Below are 23151 nucleotides of genomic sequence, written 5' to 3'. Positions count from 1 at the left end.
ACAGACGATCGCCGACAACGCCACCAGCAGATACACGATGGCGATGACCACGCCGGTGAACGTGATGAGCTTGGGCAGCGACATGAAGACGCACAGCAGGCCGTTGCCGAGGAAGAGGAAGAGGAATCCGTGCACCGGGACCCGCGACCGGGCTGACAGTCGACCGAACAGAGGTTGCAGCCGTCGCGGCAGCATTCCATCCCTGGCCGCGGCGTAGTAGACGCGCGCATACCCGAGGTTTGCCGTCAGGCCGGTATCGAACATCGCCACCACCACGCCGGCGACCAAAACCGTCGCGCCGGCCGGACCCATCATTATTTGGCGGGCAAGAAACTCGACCGCAGAACCATCGGTGATGGCGGCGGGAATGTCGCGGATGGCCAGGGTCGCGGCGATCACCGCGACGCACTCGACCACGACGGCCAGGACCGCGGACAAGACCACGGCGTGCGGAATCGCGCGTCGTGATCCCGCCGTCTCCTCGGAGAAATACAGCGGCCAGTCGTAGCCATTGAAGGCAAACAGCGCCGGACCGACCGCAGCGAAAATACCGGCGATGCCGACACCAACGAGGGCGCCGCCGGGCCCGGCCGTCACCGGCTGGGTGAACGGCTTGGTAACCGCGGAAGCGTGCGCGAAGGCCACGACGGTGAAGACGATGATCACGGCCAGTTCGAGGGCCAGCATGGCGGCGACAACCCAGCTGGCCGGGGCGATCTTCCCGATCGATAGCGCCGTGATGAGCGCCATCATCCCCAGCGCCAGCCACTGCACCGGTACGGCGGCGCCGATCAGCGACGACAGATACGTCGCCGCGGCGACCAGGATGGCGGCCGTCGAGACCACTCCGAGCAGCAGGAACAGCACGCTGGTGACGCCACCCGCTACGGGGCTGATGGCGCGGCGCACGATCGTGTAGGCGCCGCCGGCGGAGGGAAAGACCGAGCCGACCTCGGCGTAACACAGCGCCATACACACCGCGATGGCGGAGCCAATGACAAACGCCCACACGACGCCGGTTCCGGCGATCTGCAGCCCGTCGCCGTAGATCAAGAACACCGACGTCGTCGGGGAAATCGCGGAGACCGCGATCGCCAGCACGTTGCGTGGCCGTAGCGCCGATGCCGCAAGAGTTGCCGGCGCGGCCTCGGCCCGCCGCTGTGGCCCTTCAGACATGAGTACTACGTACACCTCCGCAGCGGAGACGACCGTCTCTGCGGTTCGAACGGTAGGCGACGGTGTAGCCGAATTCGACCACGAGAATTGATGAGCAGTGCTAAGTAGCACCTGCGAACTGCGCTGACTCTGGTGCGCGATACTGGGATTGAACCAGTGACCTCTTCCGTGTCAGGGAAGCGCTCTCCCGCTGAGCTAATCGCGCTGGGGAGATCAAATCTGGAGGTGGAGACGGGAATCGAACCCGTGTGCACGGCTTTGCAGGCCGTTGCCTCACCACTCGGCCACTCCACCGCTGGGGATTGATGCCACTTGCACCTTCGAGCGGATGACGGGATTCGAACCCGCGACCCTCACCTTGGCAAGGTGATGCGCTACCAACTGCGCTACATCCGCGCGCAACGGGCGAGATCGTCGTCCGGTGCGAAGCAAGACACTAGTCCACTTGAGCGGACGGGCACAAATCGCGAGGTCCTTTGGGGCGCTTTGGTGGTCGCCGGCTCAGACGGCGCGTTCATTGACGCCGTGGATCGTGCTAGTCTTCCTCCTCGTTGCCGTTCGGCGCCGGTCCCGTGGCTCAGTGGGAGAGCGTCCGCTTCACACGCGGAAGGTCGCTGGTTCGATCCCAGCCGGGACCACAAGGTTTGTTTATGGGTTTTCTTCACCCATGCCCGATGCGAACTCGCAGTCAAGCACCGGCGTAGGCGCCGCGAGCGGCCGTCGGGCAGCGGTCGGTGGTGGTTACCCGGTTGCCCCGTCGGTTCCGAACAGCACTCCACCTTTGCCGGCGGCGCCAGCGGTCCCGTCGGTCCCGCCAGGGGCGGCGGTGCCGCCCGCTCCGCCGTTGCCACCGGTGCCGATCAGCTGGGCCCTGCCGCCGTCGCCGCCGTCCCCGCCATCACCGCCCATGCCTGGCCCACCGCCGCCATACCCGCCCGACCGCCGGCTCCGCCGTTGCCGTACAGGAACCCACTGGTTCCGCCACCAGCGCCGGCGCCGCCGTCGCCGCCCGCGGAGTCCGGCCGATCCGCCGCTGCCGCCGGTGGGATGCGCGGCGGTCCCGACGCCACCCGCCCCGCCGTTGCCCCACAGAAGTCCGCCGTCGCCGCCGTTCTGCCCGGGCGCGCCCGCGGTGCCGTCACCGATCAGGGGCCGCCCCAACAGGGCTTGGGTGGGCGCGTTGATCACCCCGAGCAGTTGTTGTTCGATAGCTTGCAGCGGGTTGGCGCTGGCCGCCTCGGCGGCCGCATAGGAGGCCCCGGCGCTGTTGAGGGCTGTGACGAACTGCTGGTGGAACCCGGCCATCTGGGTGCTCAGGGCCTGGTAGTCCAGGGCGTGGCCGGAAAACAGTGCGGCCACCGCCGCGGAGATTTCGTCGGCGCCGGCGGCCAGCACGCCGGTGATCGGGGCCGCAGCGGCGCCGTTGGCACTCTGCAGTGCAGTGCCGATGCCGGCCAGGTCCGTGGCTGCGCCCGCCAGCATTTCCGGGGCCGCGATCACATACGACATCGGTGTCCTCCCAGCCCCTGGCCGTGCCAGAGGGGCACTGTTTCGTTGGCGAATAGTCGCAGCCGTCAATGTTAGGCACGACCATTCGCGAATTCAGGGTTTTGATGGTATCTGCAGAGTATTTAACCGCCATTTGATGAGCCGGTACATTGCCGCAATTCGTGACCGTCGAGAACGGAAATTCCTATTGTGGAATGCCATTCCAATTATTCGGATAGCAAACTTTGCTAGCTGCGACTCCGCTCGGGTGCGATTGATCTATCTGCCTGCTTAGCGGCGCGTCGGCCGCGTCTCGGTGCCTCAGGTGTTTGTTTGCTGATCAGCCAGGGTTCGTGTGCGATCACAAGCACTACGTGTTGACGTCTGCTGTTGCTGAGTTAACGGCTAAAAGCCTTGCGGGCCAGGGGGTAACGCTGGTCAATGGCATGCCGATTCGGCAAACAAATTCCGTTCGATCCCGGCTCCGGGGCAGGGCCAGGGAACGCCGGAGCCCTGGGCTCCGGGGCCGCCCGGTAGGTGCGCCGCGGCACCTGGCTACCCCTGGGGCACGGCAAGGCCGCGGCAGCGGACCCCGGTCAGGCCGCGAAGTACCCGCTGACCCCGACGGTAAACGTCGGGCAGTCGGCGCCGAAGAGGTCCACGGTGAAGGTGACCTGGTTGCCGGCGGCGACGAAATCATCCGGCTCAGCAAATGCGTCCGCTTCGCTAAGCAAATTGTTGCCGTCAAAGCAGTAGGCCGCGACGGAGAATGGGCCCTCGACGGATTTCCCGGTGTTGTTGATGGCCGCTCCGACGATGGAATACGGCGTCATGTTGGCCTCGGTGGCCTTGAGCAGTGCCGTGCCGGACAGGTCCGCATCGGTGGTGGTGCTGTTCACCGAGAACTCGTACTTGGCATCCGGGGGTGGAGGTGGCGTCCTGTCGTCGAAGTAGATGAACGCAAGGCCCACCTCGCCGGACTTCACCCGCGCGGGGATCGTGCCCTGGCTGCTGCCGGTCTTGATGACGGTGCCCTCACTGCGGACCAGCCCCGTCCAGTCGATGAATGAGATCGTCTCGCTCGTGTTGTTGCGGAAGGCAAACGGGAGCTTGGCTGATCCGCCCTCATGCACGGTCAGCGGACCGACTTGAACGACGGACATCTTGTTCGGCTCCCCCTCGGGGAAGCTGGGGTGCGCCGAACCGGCAAGCAGGCCGCCGGCATTGAAGGGCAACGGTTCGGCGCTCAATTCTGGCGCAGTGGTGGTTTCCTGCGCTGACGACGAGCCATGAGCCGCCGGGTGGCTCACCCGTCCGGACCCGCCACAGGCGACGAGGAACAACAACAGGAAGCTGGGAACGGCGACCCGCAGTATTTGCCCCGGCCCGGGAGTAGTACCGGCCTCACGCATATGGATCGCCGGCGGGCTGGCTCGTGAGCTGGCTCATTTGACAGGTCTCCTCGGCGGGCGATTTCGCACCGGCAGTAACGATCCCGACAAAACCTAGCAAACCTCGCCTCGGAAGAGGCCGAAATGGCTATCCCCGGCAAATCTGCGCGGTATCGGGATGCTCGTTGAGCAACTCGGCGATCAGGGCTCGCACTCGTTCGCCGATGTCGTCCCGGATCGGCCGCACGACGTCGAGGGGCTGGCCGGCCGGGTCGGCCAGGGTCCAGTCGCGGTAGCTGACGCCGGGGAAGTACGGGCAGGCGTCGCCGCAGCCCATGGTGATGACGACGTCGCTGGTCTGTACCCACGCCCCGGTGAGCACCTCGGGTGTGTTGGCGGTGATGTCGATGCCCAGTTCGGCCATCGCTGCTACCGCGACGGGATTGATGCGGTCAGCGGGCTCGGTACCGGCCGAGCGAACTTCGATGCGATCACCGGCGAGGTGGCGCAGCCATCCGGCGGCCATCTGCGAACGTCCGGCGTTGTGTACGCAGACGAACAAGACGCTGGGCTTGATCATGTCGTGCTTGCGCCGGTGGGGCCGGACCGTAGTAGCGGTTGCGCAGCGCCAGGGACACATAGACCAGTCCCACCAGAACCGGCACTTCGATCAGCGGGCCGACGACTCCGGCCAGCGCCTGACCCGAGGTTGCGCCGTAGGTGGCGATGGCCACGGCGATGGCCAGTTCGAAGTTGTTGCCCGCGGCGGTGAACGCCATGGTCGTGGTGCGTTGGTAGCCCAGGTGCAGCGCCGCGCCCAGCAGGTAGCCGCCGCCCCACATGACGGCGAAGTAGACCAGTAGCGGCAGCGCGATGCGCGCGACATCCTGGGGGCGATTGGTGATCTGATCGCCTTGCAGCGCAAACAGGATCACGATGGTGAACAGCAGGCCATAGAGCGCCCACGGCCCGACCTTGGGCAGAAACCGGGATTCATGCCAGCCGCGGCCTTTCGCCCGCTCGCCCAACCGCCGGGACAGGTATCCGGCCAGCAGCGGGATACCAAGGAAGATCAGCACCGATTTGGCGATCTGCCACGGCGAGGTGGAGATGGTGGTCTGTGTCAGATGCAGCCAACCCGGAAGTACCGACAGGTAGAACCAGCCCAGCACCGCGAACATCGCCACCTGGAAAATCGAGTTCAGCGCGACCAGCACCGCGGCCGCCTCGCGATCCCCGCGGGCCAGGTCGTTCCAGATGATCACCATGGCGATGCAGCGGGCCAGTCCGACGATGATCAGGCCGGTTCGGTACTCCGGCAGATCCGGCAGCAGCAGCCAGGCCAGTGCGAACATCAGCGCCGGGCCGGCCACCCAATTCAGCAGCAGGGAACTGATCAACAGCTTGCGATCGCCGGTGACGCTATCGAGGCGGTCGTAGCGCACCTTGGCCAGTACCGGATACATCATGATCAGCAGGCCAAGGGCGATCGGGAGCGAGATCCCGTCGACCTGAACCTTTTCCAATGCCGTGTTCAGGCCTGGAATCCAGCGCCCGAGCAGCAACCCGGCGGCCATCGCCAGCCCGATCCATACCGGCAAGAACCGGTCCAGGGTGGAAAGCTTGCCCACCACCGCGGGCGCGGGCTGGTGGTCGACGGTGCCGGTCATGCCGATGTCTCCAGCTCGGTTGCGCTGCCCGCGTGAACGCTCAACAGCCGCGACAGCGCGTTGAGTGCTTCCGGGACCACGGCGTAGTACACCCACGAGGCGCGCCGTTGTGAAGTGAGCAAACCCGCGTCCCGCAGCACCTTGAGATGGTGGGAAATCGTGGGCTGGCCCACCTCGACTCCGGCGGAGATGTCACAGACGCAGGCTTCGCCTCCGGCATGACTTGCTACCGAGCTCAGCAGCTGCAACCGCACCGGATCGGCCAATGCCTTGAATCGGGCCGCCATTTCGACCGCTGAGCTGGCCTCGAGCGGCTCACGCAGCAGCGGCGCTGTCACACAGCACGGCGCATCCATTTCGACACGATTCGACATGCATCGATATTGATGGATATCGAATCCGATGGCAAGTGGGGCGCTCGGCCCAGCCGCCCCACCCGCCTCGGGTCATCACCTAGCAGCAGGATGTCGCGGCCGCGGTCTGCGCGCCGCAGCACCCACCCGCCTCGGCCGCGTCGCTCTCCTGGTCGGCGGGGTGTTGCGGACTGGTGCCGAAGGTTTCGGAGTCGGCCAGCACGGTGTATACCTCCCAGCGCTCACCGCCGGGGCCGGTCATCCACACCTTGTTTTGGGTGGCAAAACAACACGTCGTGCCCATCTCTTCCTCGGTGAACATTCCGGTCTCGGCCAAGCGGGCGATCTCGGCATGCACGGTGTCGCTATCGCCGACTTCCACGCCGAGATGGTTGAGGGTGCCGCCAGCGCCGGGGTTTTCCAGCAGCACCAGCTTCAGTGGGGGATCGGCCACCGCAAAGTTGGCGTATCCGGGTTTGCGTTTGGCCGGTTCGGCGTTAAACAGCTTGGAATAGAACGTGATTGCCGCGTCAAGGTCATCGACATTGAGGGCAAGCTGAACACGGGACATCGGGTGAAACCTCCGGCTGGTTAGACATATATCAAAGTGGCGCCGCTGCCCAGTGTCGTCACTTTTTTGATATATGTCAAGGTATCTGGCAGAGTGAACTTGTGCCCAAGGCCCTGCCCGTGATCGACATCTCCGCACCCGTTTGCTGTGCCCCGGTGGCCGCCGGACCGATCGGCGACGACGACGCCTTGGCGGTGGCCCTGCGGCTCAAGGCCCTGGCGGACCCGGCGCGGGTCAAGATCATGTCGCTGCTCTTCGGTTCCCCGGCCGGGGAGGAGATCAGTGGCACCCTCGCCACCGCGCTCAACCTCAGCGATGGCACCGTCAGCCATCACCTGACCCAGCTGCGCAAGGCGGGCCTGGTGGTCTCCGAGCGGCGCGGCATGCACGTCTTTCACCGAGTGCACACCGAGGCCCTGCAGGCGTTGTGCGCGGTGCTCAGTCCCGACTGCTGCACCTGAGCCGGCCGCGGTCGCCGCACGGCGAGGCGCTACCCGGCGCGATGGCATACCGTCAGCCTTGGCAGGTTGTCCAAAACAACACGGAGGATGGCAGACGATGAGCTTTTCCGACGGGCTGGGCGTGTTGAAACTCGAATGCCCGCAAGGTCATCCGGTGGGCAGGATCCTCAAAGAGGCCGCGCATCAGTCGGTCCAATTCGACCCCGGTGCACAGGTCGGGCCACGCCGATTCTGGCCGGACGAAGACGGGCAGGGCCAGTTCAAAGCGCACTGCCGCTATTGCGACAAACCCGTGGGGGACTCCATCGCGACGCTGCAGAACAAATACAACGAATTGCTCGCCGACCCCGCCCAGATGTACGCAACCGCGACGGTCCCGTACCTGTAGCCACCGCCCCGGCGGGGCGACGGCAGGACTTAGGATTCGCCAATGGGCGGTTCAGTCACTCCTGACGAGGCGATCGAAGCGATCCGGGGGACCGGGGGAGCGTGTCCCGGTTACCGGGCGTTGCACGCCAAGGGAACCCTGTATCGCGGCACGTTCACCGCGACCCCCGAGGCGGCCGGGCTTTCTCGCGCCAAACACTTCGACGGCGCCACCGTCGCGGCGCTGATCCGGTTTTCCAATGGATCGGGCAAGCCCACCCAGCGCGACGGCGCGCCCGGAGTGCGCGGCATGGCAGTGAAATTCACACTGCCCGACAAGTCCACCACCGATGTGTCGATGCAGACCGCGCGGCTGTTCACCTCGAGCACGCCGGAGGGGTTCGTAGATCTGCTCAAAGCGCTGCGGCCGAGCCTGACCACCCCGGCGCGCATTGCGAAGTATCTGGTCACCCACCCGCGCGTGCTGGCCGCGCTGCCGATCCTGGGCGCGGCGAACAGAATTCCGGCCAGTTACGCCACCTGCGAATATCACGGGCTGCACGCTTTTCGCTGGGTAGCCGCTGACGGCAGTGCGAGATTCGTTCGCTACCACATGATTCCCGCGGTCGGGGAGAAATTCCTGTCGCCGCTGGCGGCCCGCAACCAGGGCGCCGACTTCCTCACCGACGAACTGCAAACCCGCCTCGCCGCCGGGCCGGTGCGGTTCTATTTTCGCGTCCAAATCGCCGGCCCGGGGGATTCGATCGTCGATCCGTCGGTGCCTTGGCAGGGTTCGGAGATGGTCACCGTCGGCACCCTTGACGTCACTGGCGTTGACACCGAACGCGAACACGACGGCGATATCGTCGTGTTCGACCCGATGCGGGTGACCGACGGCATCGAAGCCTCTGATGACCCGGTGCTTCGCTTTCGCACACTCGCGTACTCGGCGTCGGTCAAGTTGCGTACCGGTGTGGATCGCGGCCCGCAGGCCCCGCCTGACCCCGCTTGAACCCAACGGGGCCGGGTGCTCAATCCGATGGGGCGGGCAACGCTAGGGCGGCGTCCACCGACCGGTAGACGGGCAGTGCGTCGCTGAGCCCGCACGCCGCCACGATGCGAGTCACGCGGGTGTGGGCGGCACTGGCGATGCGCAGCTCGACGCCGCGGGCGCGACATCGGCCGGCCTGCTCGGCCAGAACCTCGAACGCGCAGCAGCCCATGAAATCAAGGCCGCTCACGTCGACGACGAACAATCCCGGCGACGGGGCACTGGCGGCCGTCTCGGCGATCAGCTGGCGCCAGGTGTGTTCGTTGGCCGCGTCCACCTCGCCGCCCGCGTGGATCAACACCGCGGTGCTGCGGAAGTCGGTGGCGGCCCGCAGTGTGCTGTACGGGTCGCCCAACTCGCGGAGCAGCCGGATGCTGAGCATTGGGTGAGGGGTAAAGGGTTCTGCGATATCCACGCTCATGGTGCGCCCCTAATCGACTGGCGTCGTAACGCCGCGATGGATGCCCGTCCTGCGCGTCTGAAGACAGACTTTCGTCGCTCGAATCTCATTTGTATAACAAGACAGGGTGGTCTGTCTACCTCTTCGGCCTGAGAGTATGGTTAATCCTCGCTATGGCAATCCCGGAGGCCACCACGCCGGCTGTGTCGGCTCGCGAGCGCATTTTGGGGGCCGCATACGATCTGTTCAGTCGGCGGGGCATCCGGACCGTCGGCACCGATGAGGTAATCGATCGTGCCGGGGTGGCCAGAGCCACGCTCTATCGGCACTTCGCCACGAAGGACGACCTGGTGCTGGCGGTGCTGCAGCGTCGCGAAGAACTCTGGACTTTCGGTCTGATCGAGCAGAAGTCACGGGCGCGCGGCAACACGCTCGAGGAACAGTTGCTGGCGATCTTCGACGTCCTGCACGAGTGGTTCCAAAGCCGCGACGGCTACGAAGGCTGCTCATTCATCAACGTGTTGCTCGAACTGAGGGCCGATCACCCCGCCGGGCGGGCGTGCATCGGCCACATCGACCACGTCCGCGGCATCGTGCGTGAACGAGCGGTGGCCGCAGGGCTGCACGACGTCGAGGATTTTGCCTGGTCCTGGCACATCCTGATGAAGGGCGCCATTATCTTGGCAGCGGTGGGTGACCCGGATTCGGCCCGCCGCGCCCAGCGCATGGCCCAGGTGCTCATCGAACAGCACCGCGCGGCCGGTGCGGCGGCCTGCTAGTCAGGCCAGGTCAAGCCTCGGCGGTCTGCGCCTTGCGGTGGTGTTCTTCCTCCAATTCGGCGATGGCCCGGGCGGTGCGTTCGCGCAGCAGGATCGCCGCGATGAGGCCGCCCACGACGGCGATCACCAGCCCGACCCAGGAGAACCGCTGCAGCCAGTGTTCGGCCGCCATGCCTGCGTAGTACACCAGCGCGGTGGTACCGCCCGCCCAGCAGATCGCCCCGGACACGTTGGCGGTCAGAAATCGCGGGTAGTGCATCTTCAGGGCACCGGCCAGCGGGCCGGCCAGGATCCGTAGCAGCGCGATAAAACGACCGAAGAAGACCGCCCGAGAGCCCCAGCGACTGAACAACCGTTCGGCGAGCGCGACGTGCCCCGGGCCGAAGTGCTTGGGAAAACGCCGCCCGAGCCGGTCGAACAGCGGCATGCCGAACCGGCGTCCGATCGTGTAACCGATCGAGTCGCCGATCACCGCGCCGATCACGGCCGCCGCCCCAACCCCGACCGGATTCACGGCCAGCTCGTGATGCGATGACAGGAGGGCGGCGCTGACCAACACGATCTCCCCGGGAAGGGGAATGCCCAGGCTCTCGACCCCGACGACGGCGCCGACCAGGATGTAGACCGCTAGTGGCGGAATCGTGTGCAGCAGGGCTTCCACATCCATGGCTAAAGGATGCCTGACGGACGCGAGATGTGCGTCCGAAACGCAGCCGAGCAATGTATCGGCGCGTCCGCGCCTCGGTCGCATCCAGCCAATTACGGTCGACTCGCCGGCGGTTCGGCGAATTCGCGCAACTGGCGCCAAGTTCAGCCGCAACTCGCCATGCAGATCGGGGTCGGCGTTATAGCGTTGCTAGGGGCCCAGACGTTGGCTTGAACGAGCTGAGGAGAGCCGGTGGAATACAACATCGCCCAGGTATTCTCGGCGGTGGCCGCTGCCAACCCGGACCGAGACTGCATCGTCTACGGGGATCGGCGATTCACCTTCGCTCAAACCGAACGGCGTGCCCGCCGCTTGGCTCGGGCGCTGCACCAGTGGGGTTTCGGCGCCAGCCGGGAACGGTCGCAATTGGCGCCCTACGAGTCGGGTCAAAGTCACCTCGGCCTGTATATGACCAACTGCAACGAGTTCCTCGAAGGGATGGTCGGCGCGTACCAGGCGCGGGTCGCCCCGTTCAACATCAACTATCGCTACGTTGCTGACGAACTCGCGTACCTGCTGCGCAATGCCGGCGCGGATGCGGTCATCTGCCACGCTCGGTTCGGTCCGACGTTGGCCGAGACGTTGGAGAAGGCCGGCGGTGAACCGCAGCTGATCCACGTGGACGATGAGTCCGGAAATGATCCGCTGCCCGGCGCGGTGCGCTATGAGGAGCTACTGGCGTCGGTATCCGACGAGCCGCTAGACGTCGAGTTGTCGCCAGACGACCTGTACATGCTCTACACCGGCGGCACCACCGGGATGCCGAAGGCGGTGCTGTGGCGTCAGCACGACATCTTTATGAACTCGATGGGTGGGCGAACGTTCGGCACCGGCGAGCTGGTGACCGGGCTCGACGACATCGTCGAGCGATCCCGGCAAGGAGGACCGGGCTCGATGACGGTCGCTCCGCTCATGCACGGCGCTGCGCAGTGGGCGGCGTTCATCAGCCTGTGCGGCGGCCGGCCGTTTGTGATGCCGCAAATGGCCACCCGCTTCGATCCAGCCGCGGCGTGGGCGATGGCCGCTCGGGAACGGGTGATGTCGCTGTCGATTGTCGGCGACGCCTTCGGCCGGCCATTGCTCGACGAACTCGAGTCCGGCGACTACGACCTGTCCGCCCTGTCGGTGCTGATTTCGGGTGGCGCCGCGCTCAGCGCCGGGGTCAAGCAGCGTTTCGTCGATCTGTTGCCGCAGTTGACGATCCTGGACGCGGGCGGGTCATCAGAATCGGGATCACAAATGGTCCAGGTGTCCAGTCGGGTGCTTCCCGCAAGCGGACGCTTCGACCCGATCCCGGGTGCGGTGGTGGTCAGCGAGGATTTGACCAGAATCCTCACGCCGGGGGACAGCGAGATCGGCTGGCTTGCCCAGCAGGGCGTGATACCGCTGGGCTACCTCGGTGCCAAAGCCAAGACCGCGCGGACCTTTCCCGTCATCGAAGGAATCCGGCATTCGGTTCCCGGCGACCGGGCGCGCTGGGACGCCGACGGCACGATCGAGCTGCTGGGCCGGGATTCGGTCACCATCAATTCCGGTGGCGAGAAGATCTTTGTCGAGGAGGTGGAGGCCGCGATCGCCGAGCATCCTGCCGTCTATGACGTCGTGGTGACGGGGCGGCCCAGCCCGCGCTGGGGAAACGAAGTCGTCGCGATCGTGCAGCTGGCCGAGGGCGCGGCCCCCGACCCCGACAGCATCATCGGGGAGGCCGCGCGACACATCGCCCGCTACAAGCTGCCGAAGGAGATTGTCTTCTGCCCCAAGGTGCAACGTTCGCCGGCCGGCAAGCCGGATTACCGGTGGGCCAAAGCTACCGTCGCCCCGCAAGATTGAGGCTGCGGCTCAGGGCAGGAAGCGCTTGCGCAATCGGTCGAAAGCCGTGGGTTGCGGGCAGGCCTGGTAGGACTCGTAGAGTTCGCGCGCCAGCTCCCGAACCGGGCTCGCGGTGGTATCGAGTTCGAAGTCGTACTCGGCATCGCGGTGGGCAGCGCGCGCTGCCGCGGTTCCATCCCGCATAGCGGTCGCCGCGCTCTTCTTCCCGACGGGCGCCTTCTTCATCGGAGACGTGAACCCCGACCATCCAGACCTGAGCACCTTCGAAAATCTGGAGTGTATCGATGAGCCACTCCCGTTTCCAGATCACGTCATCGGCGACGACGTTCATGCCGTTGTCCAGGTAGGCCCTGATTGCGTGGTAGCGCGCATGCATGGCCTGGTCCAGGATGGGCCCCGGGTGCACGGTGAACCAGTCCAGCCCGTCGGCCTCGACCACGCTTTCCCAGGTGTAGTACTGCGGCCACACTCGCGCGAGGTCATGTTGCTTGGGCGGCAGCGCCTTCCAAAACACGTCGATACCCAGGTGCATCCAACATTCGGCAGCCAAATCCTGGAATGCCAGCGCGAGCGAAGTTTTTCCCGCGCTGGATCCGCCGTTAAGGAGGATGAGCTTGCCCTTTGCCATTTCTGTCATAGCGGCATGAGGCTATCGCAGCTGCTCGCGCGTTGGGCCCGTTTGCGAGCCAGATTTGCTGGGCAAATCGCCAATCACGCGGGTGGCGGGCGTGGCTGCGCTTTAGTTTCCGAATGAGCGCAACGACGGATTTCGCGCGGAGGTCAGCCTTGTGATGATCTGAATACAACCTTTTCCAGAATGCCTGTCGGGGAGTTGCCCGCGGCCTAGGATCGGTAGCCACCGAGTGCTCGATATGTTGGGCGGGGGGCTGCCGGTGGCACCGGGGTTGGCGGCACGGGCGGTCCGGGCGGTCAGGGCGGTGCGGGTGGCAACGGCGGGAGCGGCGGCGCAGCCAGTGGGAACGGTGCCAGCACCGCCGGCACCGGCGGTGACTTCGCGCTCGGCGGCAACGGCGGCGACGGGTAGCCGCTTTGGCCTCAGCCCCTCAGCCCCTCAGCCCGTCAGTCCGTCAGCGCCGCGCGCTCACGGGCTCGAAGACGAACACCTTGCGGGTGCCGGTGCGCTTGACATAGGTGTCATGCGCAGGCCACAGCGCGATCAGCCTCGGCATGTTGCGGTCCACCTCTTGCGCCGTGGCGGGTCGCGACAGATAGTCAGCAGCAGCGCCGTCAATCTCGATGCGGGCCTTCGGGTCAGCGAGCAGGTTGTACGGCCAACTCGAGGCCGTATCCAAGCCGAAGTTCTCACACACGGCGACCACGTTCGAGCCATCCCACACGTAGTGCAGCGGAACCGTTCGCTCTTTGCCGGTGCGCCTGCCTTTCGTGGTAAGCAGCATCGTCGGCATCTCGGAACCACCCATGGAGAGCCGGCCCCGGCTCACCCGTATCAGCGCCCGGTCTACCGGCGTGCCGACGCGCTTGAAGATCGCCGCGAACCATCGGTAGTGGCCTATTCGGCGCAGCATGCTCAGGTAGAGGCCATACAGCTGGTTCGGTCCTTCATGAGGCATGAGTCAAGGGTCTCACCGGAATCGGGCTGAGCGTGTGCAATGGGCGCGACATATTGACCGGTTGTGCGTTCTCGAGCCGGCCGCGGCGCTCGACCCGAGCGCGCCGTCTGCCCGGAGCGTTCGGTCGCTCGACGTGGATTGACGGCCCATGGTGTGGGGGACTTTGCGGCACAGGGCTTTTGCTAGCTGCGATGGCTTTCGGTCTCGGGCGGTGGCATCGCTGCCCGCTAGGGGCTCATGGCTCAACCCGGCTCCGCCCCGCTCGAACAGGATTTCGATCGTCTCATCGGGATTTGACGAGTTGGGAGTTCGGCCAAGCTCGGTGCGGGGACAGGGAACGCCGGAGCCCTGGGTGCGGGGATTAGGTTTTGGTATCGAAAACGGAATCTATCGGGTTTCGACGGTCGGCCGGGACGGATTTCTCCGGTACCCGCCATTAACAATCTGCGGTACAGGGGATTTCAGTTTGTCGCGACTGCCAATTGCGCCGGATCGTGGGTGCGGCGATAGCTGGAGTGCGGCGTGTTTGGTCCGGTCGGGCGTTGGAGAAGGGCTTGCGGGGCAACCGAATTTCCCCGACGCGCGCACGCTGTTGGGCGAATATCCATTGTGTTATTCGTGACGGGGATAGGATTTGATGCTGCCCAGCGCTCGATCATCGCTTGTCCTGTATGGGAGGTTGGCAGATGTCGTTTGTGATTGCTGTTCCGGACGCGGTGACGGCCGCGGTCTCGGATCTGGCGAACATCGGATCGGTGCTCACAACGGCCAATGCCGCTGCGGCGCTGCCGACAACGACCGTCGTGGCAGCAGCGGGTGATGAAATATCGGCGGCCGTCGCGGCGCTGTTCGGGTCCTACGCCCAGGGCTACCAGAGCCTGAGCGCTCAGGCGGCCGCGTTTCACGAGCGCTTCCTCCAAACACTTTCGGGCGGCGCCGGCGCCTACGCGGCCGCTGAGGCCGCGAATGCCTCGCCGCTGGATCAACTGATGGGTGTGGTCAACGCCCCCGCACAGGCCCTATTGGGGCGCCCCTTGATCGGCCATGGCGCCAACGGTGCCGATGGCACCGGCGCTGCCGGAGGCGACGGCGGGATCCTGCTTGGCAATGGGGGCAATGGCGGCACCGGGGGTACCGGTGGCGAGGGCGCCGCCGGCGGCCTGGGCGGACGGGGCGGGCTGCTGCTGGGCAACGGCGGGGCGGGCGGAGTGGGCGGGGTTGGCGCCACCGGGTTGGCTGGCGGTACCGGCGGGGCTGCCGGATTCTTGGGCAACGGCGGGACCGGGGGCGCGGGCGGGGCCTCGAACATGGGTGGTGACGGCGGCATGGGCGGCACCGGTGGCACCGGTGGCTTCTTCGGCAACGGCGGGTTCGGTGGCGATGGTGGCGACGGTGCCGTCGGCGGCGCGGGCGGTGCCGGCAGCTTCCTCGGCGGCGGTGTCGGCGGTACCGGAGGGGTCGGGGCGGCCGGGGGCATGGGCGGCGCGGGCCCGCTGATCGGCAACGGCGGCAATGGCGGGATGGGCGGGGCCGGGGCGGCCGGTGGCGACGGCGGTGCCGACGGAACGCTCCTGGGTGACGGCGGTAACGGCGGGCGTGGCGGAGCGGCCTGACCGGCATCCTCGGCGGTTTGCCCGGCCAGGGCGGCAACGGCGGAAACGCGAATTGGTTCGGCTCGGGTGGTGCCGGTGGCCAGGGCGGCACCGGTCTGGCGGGGACAGACGGGACTAATCCGACCCCGGGTGCGACAGCCGGTACCGGTGGCGCCGGTGCTGACCAAAGCAACAACGGCAACGTAACGGGAGGCAACGGGGATCCCGGTGACGCCGGCACGGGCGACGAAATCGGCGGCACCGGCGGTGCGGGTGGGCTCGGCGAGTCGACCGACGGTAACTCGGGCACCGGCGGTATGGGCGGGGGCGGCGGTACCGCTGGCCCCAACGGTGGCAACGGCGGCGAAGGCGGGATGGGCGGTGAGGGCAGAACCGACGGTAGTTCCGGCGGCACGGCGACCGGCGGCGACGGTGGTGCTGGTGCCGACAGTGGAACCGGCGGCGGCGACGGCGGTGCCGGCGGTGACGGCGGCGGTGCCGGCGGTGACGGCGGCTTCGGGAACAACACCATCAGCGGTGCTGCGATAGGTGGTAACGGCGGGATCGGTGGTGCCGGTAGCACGCTGCAGGGGGCAACTGGCGGTAATGGCGACACCGGCGGTGCCGGCGGCAACGGTGGGCGTGGCGGGATGTTCATCGGCAACGGCGGCACCGGAGCGGCCGGCTATGCGGGCGGTATCGGTGGCGACGGTGGGGCAGCCTTCAGCGATGCCGCCGCGGCGACCGGAGGCGACGGCGCTGTCGGAGGCGTCGGAGGGCTCGGTGGCAACGGCGGGACCGGTGGTGCTGGAGGTGCCGGCGGCACCGGCGGCGCGGCCGGGTTCATCGGGATCGGGGGCAACGGAGGCGCCGGCGGTATCGGCGGCGTCGGGGGAATCGGAGGCATCGGCGGGGCCGGTGGGGACGGCGGTATCGGCGGCGCGGCCACCACCACTTCGGGAACGACGACCGGTGGCATCGGTGCCAATGGCGTGCTCGGCGGCGACGGCGGCACCGGTGGCGACGGCGGCGCCGGCGGCACTACCGGCGCCAGCGGTGGCGCCGGCGGCGTGATCGGGTGGGCTGGTTCGACCGGCGCTACCGGCGCCGGCGGTACCGGCGGGCAGGGCGGCCAGGGTGGTGCCGGCGGCAGTGGTGGCAACGGCGGCACGGCCCAGACCGGTGGTACCGGCGGCGCCGGTGGTGACTTGGCACTGGGTGGTCAGGGCGGCGCCGGCGGTGCGGCCGGTGGTACGGGCGGCGACACCGGTCTCGACGGCCTTCTCGGGGTGCCCGGCAGCAACGGCCAGACCGGAGAGATTGTTCCGTGATGGTCGCTGGACATCCCGGCGTCTCGTGACCTTTGCCCCTACTGCCGGTGGGTTCGGTGGTGGTGGCATCGAATGTGTCTGCAAGACAAAGGAGACGGCGATGACAGGAAACACCACCAACGCCAAGTCCTGCCACGTGGATGTGCTGATCGAAGAGCGCGACGAGCGCACCCGGGCAAAGGCGCGACTGGTCTGGGGCGACCAGACTCTGGTTGGTATCGGGTTGGCCAGGCTTGACCCGGCCGATGAGCCGGTGGCTCAGATCGGCGATGAACTCGCGATCGCCCGAGCGTTATCCGACTTGGCCAATCAGCTGTTTGCGGCGACGTCGGCCGACATCCAAGCCAGCACGCACGAGCCGGCTTCCGGCCTCCACCACTGAATCGCCGGCTATCGCAGCGCGTGCGAGCGCTGACTAGTGATGGCGCAGGTGGCCGAGGAACCAATCACGCGCCAGTGTCGCCACTTGCTCGAGGGCGCCAGGTTCTTCGAAGAGGTGAGTGGCACCGGGAACCACCACAAGCTCACACGGCGCCGGGATCGCCGCTTGCGCTTGCCGGTTCAACTCCAGGACGGCCTCGTCACGACCACCGACGATCAGCAGCGTGGGAGCGTGCACTTCGCGCAGCGCATCGCCCGCGAGATCGGGCCGCCCGCCGCGGGACACCACCGCCTGCACCTTGACGCCGGGGTGCGCGGCCGCGACCAGAGCCGCGCCGCCGCCAGTGCTGGCCCCGAAGAATCCCACCGGCAGCGCCGTGGTGTCCGGTTGTGCCGCCAGCCACCCGGTGACGCCGACCAATCTCCGGGCGAGTAATCCGATGTCAAACACGTTGGCGCGGTTGTGTTCTTCCTCGGGCGTCAGCAAATCCAGCAGCAGAGTCGCCAGGCCGGCCTGGTTGAGTACCTCGGCCACGTAGCGGTTGCGCGGGCTGTGGCGGCTGCTGCCGCTGCCGTGGGCGAAGACGACGATTCCGGTGGGGCGGTCGGGAATGGTGAGGCGCCCGATCACCGAGACCGGGCCCGCCAATACCCGAACCTCATCGTCTCGCCGCGCAGGAACTGGCGGCTGATGGCCCGCACCGAATTCGCTACGGGCCCGATCCAGTAGCGTCACCACCTCCTGATCGGAGGTCTGGGTGAAGTTGTCGTATCCCTGTCCGACGGCAAAGTAGGGCGTGGGCGTTTCCAGGCACACCACCTCGTCGGCGTATTCAGTGAATCGTGGTGCGGTATCGGTAGCACCGATGGGAACGGCCAGGATGACCCGGCTGGCGCCCTGGGCGCGCGCAACCTGGCAAGCGGCCGCGGCGGTGGCTCCGGTCGCGACGCCATCATCGACGATCACCGCGATCCGGCCCCGCAGCGGGATCGGATGGCGATCGCCACGGTAGCGCTGCACCCGGCGCTGCAACTCGGCCCACTGCGCGGTCTCGACCGCGGCCATCTCCTGTTCTCCGAGCCCGGCCTCGTGCACCACGGCACTGTTGATCACCTGCACGCCGCCCTCGCCGATGGCGCCGAAGGCCAGCTCGGAATGCAGCGGCACACCGAGCTTGCGCACCAGCAGCACATCAAGTGGCGCGTGCAAGGCTTTGGCTACCTCGAAGGCCACCGGGACACCGCCTCGCGGCAGACCCAGCACCACAATGTCTTGACCACGTAGGAATTCCAGCCGGCGGCCCAATTTGCGGCCGGCGTCGATGCGATCGCTGAACTGCCTCATACCTCGGGTGTCCTTCAACCAACGCGAGCGTAACGCCAGGGCCGAATGTCACGCCAGAGTTCGCCACGGCGTTACGCCCGCGAGATCGCCCGTCAGGCCTTACGAACTCTGGCTGGCCAATCTGTCGCTTGCCGGATACCGCAGCAGCGCGCCCACCCCGTCGGCGGGCGCCATCTGACCATCGGCTCGAACCAGCGAGGCGTCGGCCGCGATCGCGGTGAATGGCAACGCTTCATCGGCACGGGCAATCCGCACCACGGGCTCGCCGAGCTCGGACAGCACGTCGGCGTTGGGGGCGATCGTGGTGAGCGCGGCCCCGGTTACCACCGTGGCGTCGCGCAGCTCACCGACGATCAGGGTGTCGACCTCGCCGTTGCGCAGGGCCGCGCAGACCGCTGACAGTCCCTCGGTTGCCAGCCCCGAACGCCGCCCCAGCTCCGCTTCGAACCGCTGTGTCACCTCGGCCATTTCGGTGTCTCGCCGGCGAGCAAACTCGGCAAGGGTGAGCTCGTTGATCTCGTCCTCACCGATGCTGCTGTTGCGTGCGCCGCCATGTAGTTGCCACACTCGCTGGGCCGCCCGGTGCGGCAGTGCCGCAACCAGGTCGGAGCGGGATCGGATCTCACCGGAGACGAACACCACCTCGGGGTCGGCCTCGTCCACCAGCTGGGTGAGGTGGTCGGCGACGGCACGGTAGTTCATCCGGGCGGCCTCCTCGGCGGTGTGCTGAAAGTCGCCATAGCCCTTCCAGCCGGCGGTGGCCGGTTTGTGGATGGGGTGGCCGCCGCCGTCGATGCTGGTGCAGCTGAACGTGTCACCGCGATACAACCGGACGTCGGCGCCGGCGTGATCCACCGCCGCGAACACGTAGGTCGGTCGCCGAATCTCGCGGTCGATCAGCGGCACCAGGTACGGGTACTCGGACAGCCGCACCACGGTTACCGGCGGTGGGCTGATGAGCTGTTCGTTGACCAGCACCTTGTCGCTGGTCGCCACCACCGCCCGGCCCCGCCGCCCGACGGCCGGGCGGTGGTTGCACACCGCCTCTTCGAGCCGGCCGATGAGCTGATCGTCGGCCTTCAGACCGTCGAGGTGACGCCGGATGTCGCGCCATGTCGCTTCCAGCCGCTCGGCGGCATCGGCGGTGTTGTGTGAGTCATCGAAATACACCGAGGCGAATGGACCAGCCGCAGTTGTTAGCCAATGGAGGCGATCTGATTGCATGCCAAACTTCTCCGCTGTGTCGTTTATGTTGTTGTGATACTTGCTGTCTCGTCGCGCGAGCTCAGCCGCTCTTGGGTGCCTGGCCCGCTGGTTGCTGGTAGAGAGCCGAGATCTCGTCGGCGGACTTGTCCAGAACCACCTTGCGGCGCAGCTTCATGCTCGGTGTCAGGTCACCGGATTCGATGGACAGCTCGCGGTCGAGCACGGCGAATTTCTTGATCTGCTCCCACCGGTTGAGCTCGGCGTTGAGCGTGTCGATGTAGCCCGCGATCAACTCGCGTGTCTTGGGGTCGCGGGTTAGCTCGGCGAAGGACTTGCCGGCCAATCCATGCCCCGCGGCCCACTCGGTGATCGCTTCACTGTCCAGACTGACCAGGGCCACGCAATAGGGCTTGGCTTCACCGACGACGATCAGCTCGCCCGCGTAGGGGCACAGGCCTTTGAACCTCACCTGGATCGCGGCAGGTGCGACGTACTTACCTTGTGAGGTCTTGAACATGTCCTTCTTGCGGTCGGTGATCCGCAGGTAGCCGTCGGCGTCGATCTCCCCGATGTCGCCGGTGTGAAACCACCCGTCGTGGTCGAGTGCCTCCTCGGTGGCCTCGGGCAAGTCGTGGTAGGACGTCATCAAGCCAGGGCCCCGCAGCAGGATCTCGCCATCCGTGGCGATCTTCGCCTCGGTAGCGGGAAACGGCCAGCCGACCGTGCCGAACCGATAGGCGTTGGGGCGGTTGATGAACGACGCCGCGGCGGTCTCGGTCAGCCCGTAGCCTTCGAGCACGGTGATACCGATCGCGTCGAACCACTGCGCGACGTTGCGGTCCAGGGCCGCGGCTGCGGAGACGAAGAAGCGGATCCGGCCGCCGAAGCGCTCGCGAATGGTGGAGAACACCTACCGGTCGGCCAGCTGGTAGGCCAGCCTGGACAGCAGTGCGGGCTGGCGGCCGGCTTGCCGGGAGGCCGAGACTTTCAAGCCCACACCGATCGACCAGTCGAACACCGCTTTCTTGAGCCCGCCCTGCTCGGCGACCATCTGCTCGATCCGGGCGTGAGCCTTTTCGAAGATGCGCGGCGCCGCCCCCATGACGGTGGGATGCAGCTCCGCCAGATTGTCGACGATCCGGTCGACCCGCCCGTCGATCGCGGTGGGGAACCCGATGAGCAGCGGCAGCGAAAGCATCACCTTGCCGAATGCGTGGGCCAGCGGCAGCCACAGAAAGTTCAGGTCGGCCGGGCCGAGCACGTTGAGGGCATCGATCGCCGAGGCGGTGTACGTCCAAGCCCCGTGGGTCAACCGCACACCCTTGGGCCGTCCGGTGGTTCCGGAGGTGTAGATGAGGCTGGCGAGCTGGTCGGGGCCGATCGCGGCGACCCGCTGGTCCACGGCGGCGGGGGAGTCGGCAAGCAGCTGCTTGCCCAGTTGTTCGAGTTCGGCGAGCGTGATCACCCAGCCGCCATCACCCTTGCCGTCGATCACCACCACCCTGGCCACCTCGGGCAGTTCGGCGCGGTGTTCGACCAGTTTGTCGACCTGCGTCTGGTCCTCGGCGACCACGACTCGACTTCCGGAGTTCGCCACGATGTAGGCGACGTCGGCGGCGATGGTCGTCGGATACACCGTGGTTGTCGCCGCTCCGGCGCACATCACGGCGAAATCGACGAGCACCCATTCGTATCGGGTCGACGATGCCAGCGCGACCCGATCCTGCGGGGCGATGCCCAACGAGATCAGGCCGGCCGCCAGGCGGCCTACCCGCTCGCCAACCTGCTCCCAGGTGACGCTCTCCCAGTCGTCACCGTGGGGATAGCGGAACGCTTCGGCGCTCGGGGAGGCGGCCACGCGGTCTAGGAACATCCGCGCCACCGATGGTGGCCGGTTGTCGATCTTGGCGATGTCGGGCCGCTCGTGGGCCAGCGTGGGATGCATCACGCAAACCACCTCTCACCAGTGCAAACATCGCCGACGAGCGGGATCTCTGGTGGGCCTGGCAAGCAGTGCATAACGCATCTCTTCTGTCGCTAGATGACACTTTCGATGTTTCTGCGGTTGCCTGGGCCGGGGTAGGGCCCAAAGTCATCCAGGCGATTGGCAATTGTCCTTTGGTGCCCGTTGGTGCCCGTGACCTGCTCGGGACGTAAGACCCTAACCGGCGTTTTGGGCGACCTGTTAGCTTTAGCGCCATGGCGAAACCGGCCGGCGATGACGCGCAGGAAAGCCCAGGGGCCCGGCAAGTCAACCCGATTGGCCTCGGGGGCTTGGGCAGCGTGGTCACGCCCTTCGTGCACACCGGTCGTTACTTCGCCGAGTCGTGGCGCGACTACCTCGATCAAGACTCCGACGGGCTCCCGATCGCCCGGCCCACCATCGCCCTGGCGGCCCAGGCGTTTCGGGACGAGATCGCGCTGATGGGGCTCAAGGCGCGTCGCCCGGTCAGCGATCCACACGTGTTCGAGCGAATCGATGACGAAGTGGCGCTGGCCCTGCAGTTCTACGGCGATCAGGGCTGGCTGCAGCGCCCGCGGACATTCTTCGCCGACCCCCCGCCCCCCTCCGAGGTCACGGTCCGCAAGGTCAAGGGGCGCAAACGCTCCTTCTACCGGATGTTCTTCGACAGCGGGTACACCCCGCTGCCGGGGGAGCCGGGTGGCCAACGGTGGCTGGGGTACACCGCGAACAATCGCGAGTACGCGCTGTTGCTGCGCCACCGGGAACCGCGCCCCTGGCTGGTCTGCGTACACGGCACCGAGATGGGCCGTGCCCCGCTCGATCTGGCGCTGTTCCGGTCCTGGAAGCTGCATCGCGAGTTGGGCCTGAACATCGTCATGCCGGTGCTGCCGATGCACGGTCCCCGGGCGCGTGACCTGCCCAAGGGCGCGGTATATCTGGGCGAAGATGTTCTCGACAACGTCCATGCCACCGCTCAGGCCGTATGGGACATCCGTCGGCTGATCTCCTGGATCCGGATGCAGGAGCCCGAATCGCTGATCGGAATCAACGGTCTGTCGCTCGGCGGCTACATCGCGTCCTTGGTGGCCAGCCTGGAAGACGACTTGACCTGCGCGATCCTCGGTGTGCCGGTCGCGGATCTGGTCGATTTGCTGGGCCGCCACTCGGGTTTTGGTCGCGATGACCCCCGCCGCGAGACGGTGGCGCTGGCCGAACCCATCGGCCACATGATCTCGCCGCTCGCCCTGACTCCGCTGGTGCCCAGGGCCGGGCGCTTCATCTATGCCGGCGTCGCCGACCAGCTGGTGCATCCGCGGCGGCAGGTAGCCCGGCTTTGGGAACACTGGGGTAAGCCCGACATCGTCTGGTATCCGGGCGGACATACCGGGTTCTTCCGATCTCGGCCGGTGCAGCAGTTCGTCGAGGATGCGCTGCAGCAGTCGGGCCTGCTCGACGATCCCTCGGAGCAGCGCGACCGCCCTGCCTAGTTGCGGAGG

At 66.8% G+C, this 23151-nt stretch carries 15 protein-coding genes, 4 tRNA genes and 6 pseudogenes; 9 read left to right on the top strand and 16 right to left on the bottom strand.

The features are described 5' to 3' along the window. Nucleotides 1-18: 18 nt before the first annotated feature. The 4 genes and pseudogenes from MMSP_RS19115 to MMSP_RS19100 all read right to left on the bottom strand — a co-directional run. Nucleotides 19-1176, bottom strand: a pseudogene (locus tag MMSP_RS19115) (APC family permease); the annotation flags it as partial. Nucleotides 1177-1306: 130 nt separating this feature from the next. Next, nucleotides 1307-1381 (bottom strand) — tRNA-Val (locus tag MMSP_RS19110). 15 nt (nucleotides 1382-1396) lie between these two features. Then, nucleotides 1397-1470, bottom strand: a tRNA-Cys gene (locus MMSP_RS19105). Between the two features lie 29 nt (nucleotides 1471-1499). Beyond that, a tRNA-Gly gene (locus MMSP_RS19100) sits at nucleotides 1500-1572 on the bottom strand. A gap of 170 nt (nucleotides 1573-1742) precedes the next feature. Here MMSP_RS19100 and MMSP_RS19095 point away from each other — a divergent pair. Beyond that, nucleotides 1743-1814: transfer RNA gene (locus MMSP_RS19095), tRNA-Val, on the top strand. Between the two features lie 106 nt (nucleotides 1815-1920). Here MMSP_RS19095 and MMSP_RS19090 read toward each other — a convergent pair. The 5 genes and pseudogenes from MMSP_RS19090 to MMSP_RS19065 form a co-directional block, all read right to left on the bottom strand. Then, nucleotides 1921-2685: pseudogene (locus MMSP_RS19090) on the bottom strand (PE family protein); the annotation flags it as partial. A 575-nt stretch (nucleotides 2686-3260) separates the two neighbouring features. Then, nucleotides 3261-4076, bottom strand: a complete 816-nt coding sequence (locus MMSP_RS19085) for a hypothetical protein (RefSeq protein WP_020787949.1) — start codon at nucleotides 4074-4076, stop codon at nucleotides 3261-3263. A 127-nt stretch (nucleotides 4077-4203) separates the two neighbouring features. After that, nucleotides 4204-5725, bottom strand: a pseudogene (arsB, locus tag MMSP_RS19075) (ACR3 family arsenite efflux transporter). Continuing rightward, a complete protein-coding gene (locus MMSP_RS19070; protein ID WP_011741095.1) occupies nucleotides 5722-6099 on the bottom strand; it encodes a metalloregulator ArsR/SmtB family transcription factor in 378 nt (125 codons plus the stop codon). The pseudogene arsB and the gene MMSP_RS19070 overlap by 4 nt, the downstream one beginning before the upstream one ends. Nucleotides 6100-6178: 79 nt before the next feature. After that, nucleotides 6179-6649, bottom strand: a complete 471-nt coding sequence (locus tag MMSP_RS19065) for an ArsI/CadI family heavy metal resistance metalloenzyme (RefSeq protein WP_020787946.1) — start codon at nucleotides 6647-6649, stop codon at nucleotides 6179-6181. A gap of 101 nt (nucleotides 6650-6750) precedes the next feature. Between MMSP_RS19065 and MMSP_RS19060 the strand changes: the two genes are divergently transcribed. From MMSP_RS19060 to MMSP_RS19050, 3 genes are all read left to right on the top strand, one after another. Further along, nucleotides 6751-7110, top strand: coding sequence for an Rv2640c family ArsR-like transcriptional regulator (locus tag MMSP_RS19060; RefSeq protein ID WP_011741093.1), 360 nt, complete (start codon nucleotides 6751-6753; stop codon nucleotides 7108-7110). A gap of 97 nt (nucleotides 7111-7207) precedes the next feature. After that, a complete protein-coding gene (locus MMSP_RS19055; protein ID WP_012393834.1) occupies nucleotides 7208-7498 on the top strand; it encodes a hypothetical protein in 291 nt (96 codons plus the stop codon). A 42-nt stretch (nucleotides 7499-7540) separates the two neighbouring features. Then, entirely contained in the window at nucleotides 7541-8488 is a 948-nt protein-coding gene (locus MMSP_RS19050) for a catalase family peroxidase (RefSeq protein WP_015355359.1), read from the top strand. Between the two features lie 19 nt (nucleotides 8489-8507). Here the strand turns inward: MMSP_RS19050 and MMSP_RS19045 are convergent, their stop codons facing one another. After that, nucleotides 8508-8948 (bottom strand): anti-sigma factor antagonist, encoded by a 441-nt coding sequence (locus tag MMSP_RS19045; RefSeq protein ID WP_036426723.1) that lies wholly within the window; start codon nucleotides 8946-8948, stop codon nucleotides 8508-8510. A gap of 152 nt (nucleotides 8949-9100) precedes the next feature. Here MMSP_RS19045 and MMSP_RS19040 point away from each other — a divergent pair, with 152 nt between their 5' ends. Further along, a complete protein-coding gene (locus MMSP_RS19040) occupies nucleotides 9101-9706 on the top strand; it encodes a TetR/AcrR family transcriptional regulator (protein WP_020787944.1) in 606 nt (201 codons plus the stop codon). Between the two features lie 10 nt (nucleotides 9707-9716). Here MMSP_RS19040 and MMSP_RS19035 read toward each other — a convergent pair whose 3' ends face one another. Beyond that, complete coding sequence (locus tag MMSP_RS19035; RefSeq protein ID WP_012393838.1) at nucleotides 9717-10373, bottom strand: DedA family protein; 657 nt, start codon at nucleotides 10371-10373, stop codon at nucleotides 9717-9719. 231 nt (nucleotides 10374-10604) lie between these two features. Here MMSP_RS19035 and MMSP_RS19030 point away from each other — a divergent pair, with 231 nt between their 5' ends. Next, nucleotides 10605-12242, top strand: coding sequence for an acyl-CoA synthetase (locus MMSP_RS19030; protein ID WP_020787943.1), 1638 nt, complete (start codon nucleotides 10605-10607; stop codon nucleotides 12240-12242). 9 nt (nucleotides 12243-12251) lie between these two features. Here the strand turns inward: MMSP_RS19030 and MMSP_RS19025 are convergent. Next, a pseudogene (locus MMSP_RS19025) lies at nucleotides 12252-12879 on the bottom strand (hypothetical protein). A 451-nt stretch (nucleotides 12880-13330) separates the two neighbouring features. Beyond that, nucleotides 13331-13834 (bottom strand): nitroreductase/quinone reductase family protein, encoded by a 504-nt coding sequence (locus MMSP_RS19020; protein WP_020787941.1) that lies wholly within the window; start codon nucleotides 13832-13834, stop codon nucleotides 13331-13333. A gap of 686 nt (nucleotides 13835-14520) precedes the next feature. Between MMSP_RS19020 and MMSP_RS19015 the strand changes: the two are divergent. Further along, nucleotides 14521-16757, top strand: a pseudogene (locus MMSP_RS19015) (PE family protein). A gap of 100 nt (nucleotides 16758-16857) precedes the next feature. Next, complete coding sequence (locus tag MMSP_RS19010) at nucleotides 16858-17139, top strand: DUF1876 domain-containing protein (RefSeq protein ID WP_036427414.1); 282 nt, start codon at nucleotides 16858-16860, stop codon at nucleotides 17137-17139. 33 nt (nucleotides 17140-17172) lie between these two features. Here the strand turns inward: MMSP_RS19010 and MMSP_RS19005 are convergent, their stop codons facing one another. The 3 genes and pseudogenes from MMSP_RS19005 to MMSP_RS18995 all read right to left on the bottom strand — a co-directional run bounded on the left by MMSP_RS19005 (nucleotide 17173) and on the right by MMSP_RS18995 (nucleotide 21634). Next, nucleotides 17173-18483 carry a phosphoribosyltransferase gene (locus tag MMSP_RS19005; protein WP_020787937.1) on the bottom strand — a complete coding sequence of 437 codons (1311 nt, stop codon included), beginning with the start codon at nucleotides 18481-18483 and terminating at the stop codon, nucleotides 17173-17175. Nucleotides 18484-18582: 99 nt separating this feature from the next. Then, nucleotides 18583-19707, bottom strand: coding sequence for a hypothetical protein (locus MMSP_RS19000; protein WP_020787936.1), 1125 nt, complete (start codon nucleotides 19705-19707; stop codon nucleotides 18583-18585). Nucleotides 19708-19768: 61 nt separating this feature from the next. After that, nucleotides 19769-21634: pseudogene (locus MMSP_RS18995) on the bottom strand (long-chain fatty acid--CoA ligase). A gap of 254 nt (nucleotides 21635-21888) precedes the next feature. Here MMSP_RS18995 and MMSP_RS18990 point away from each other — a divergent pair. Continuing rightward, the gene (locus tag MMSP_RS18990) at nucleotides 21889-23142 is read left to right on the top strand and encodes a S9 family peptidase (protein WP_036426721.1); all 1254 of its coding nucleotides are present in this window, start codon (nucleotides 21889-21891) and stop codon (nucleotides 23140-23142) included. Nucleotides 23143-23151: the final 9 nt, after the last annotated feature.

This window comes from Mycobacterium sp. 012931, assembly GCF_000419295.1.
Lineage (GTDB): Bacteria > Actinomycetota > Actinomycetes > Mycobacteriales > Mycobacteriaceae > Mycobacterium > Mycobacterium marinum.
This window is presented reverse-complemented; position numbering and strand designations above follow the sequence as displayed.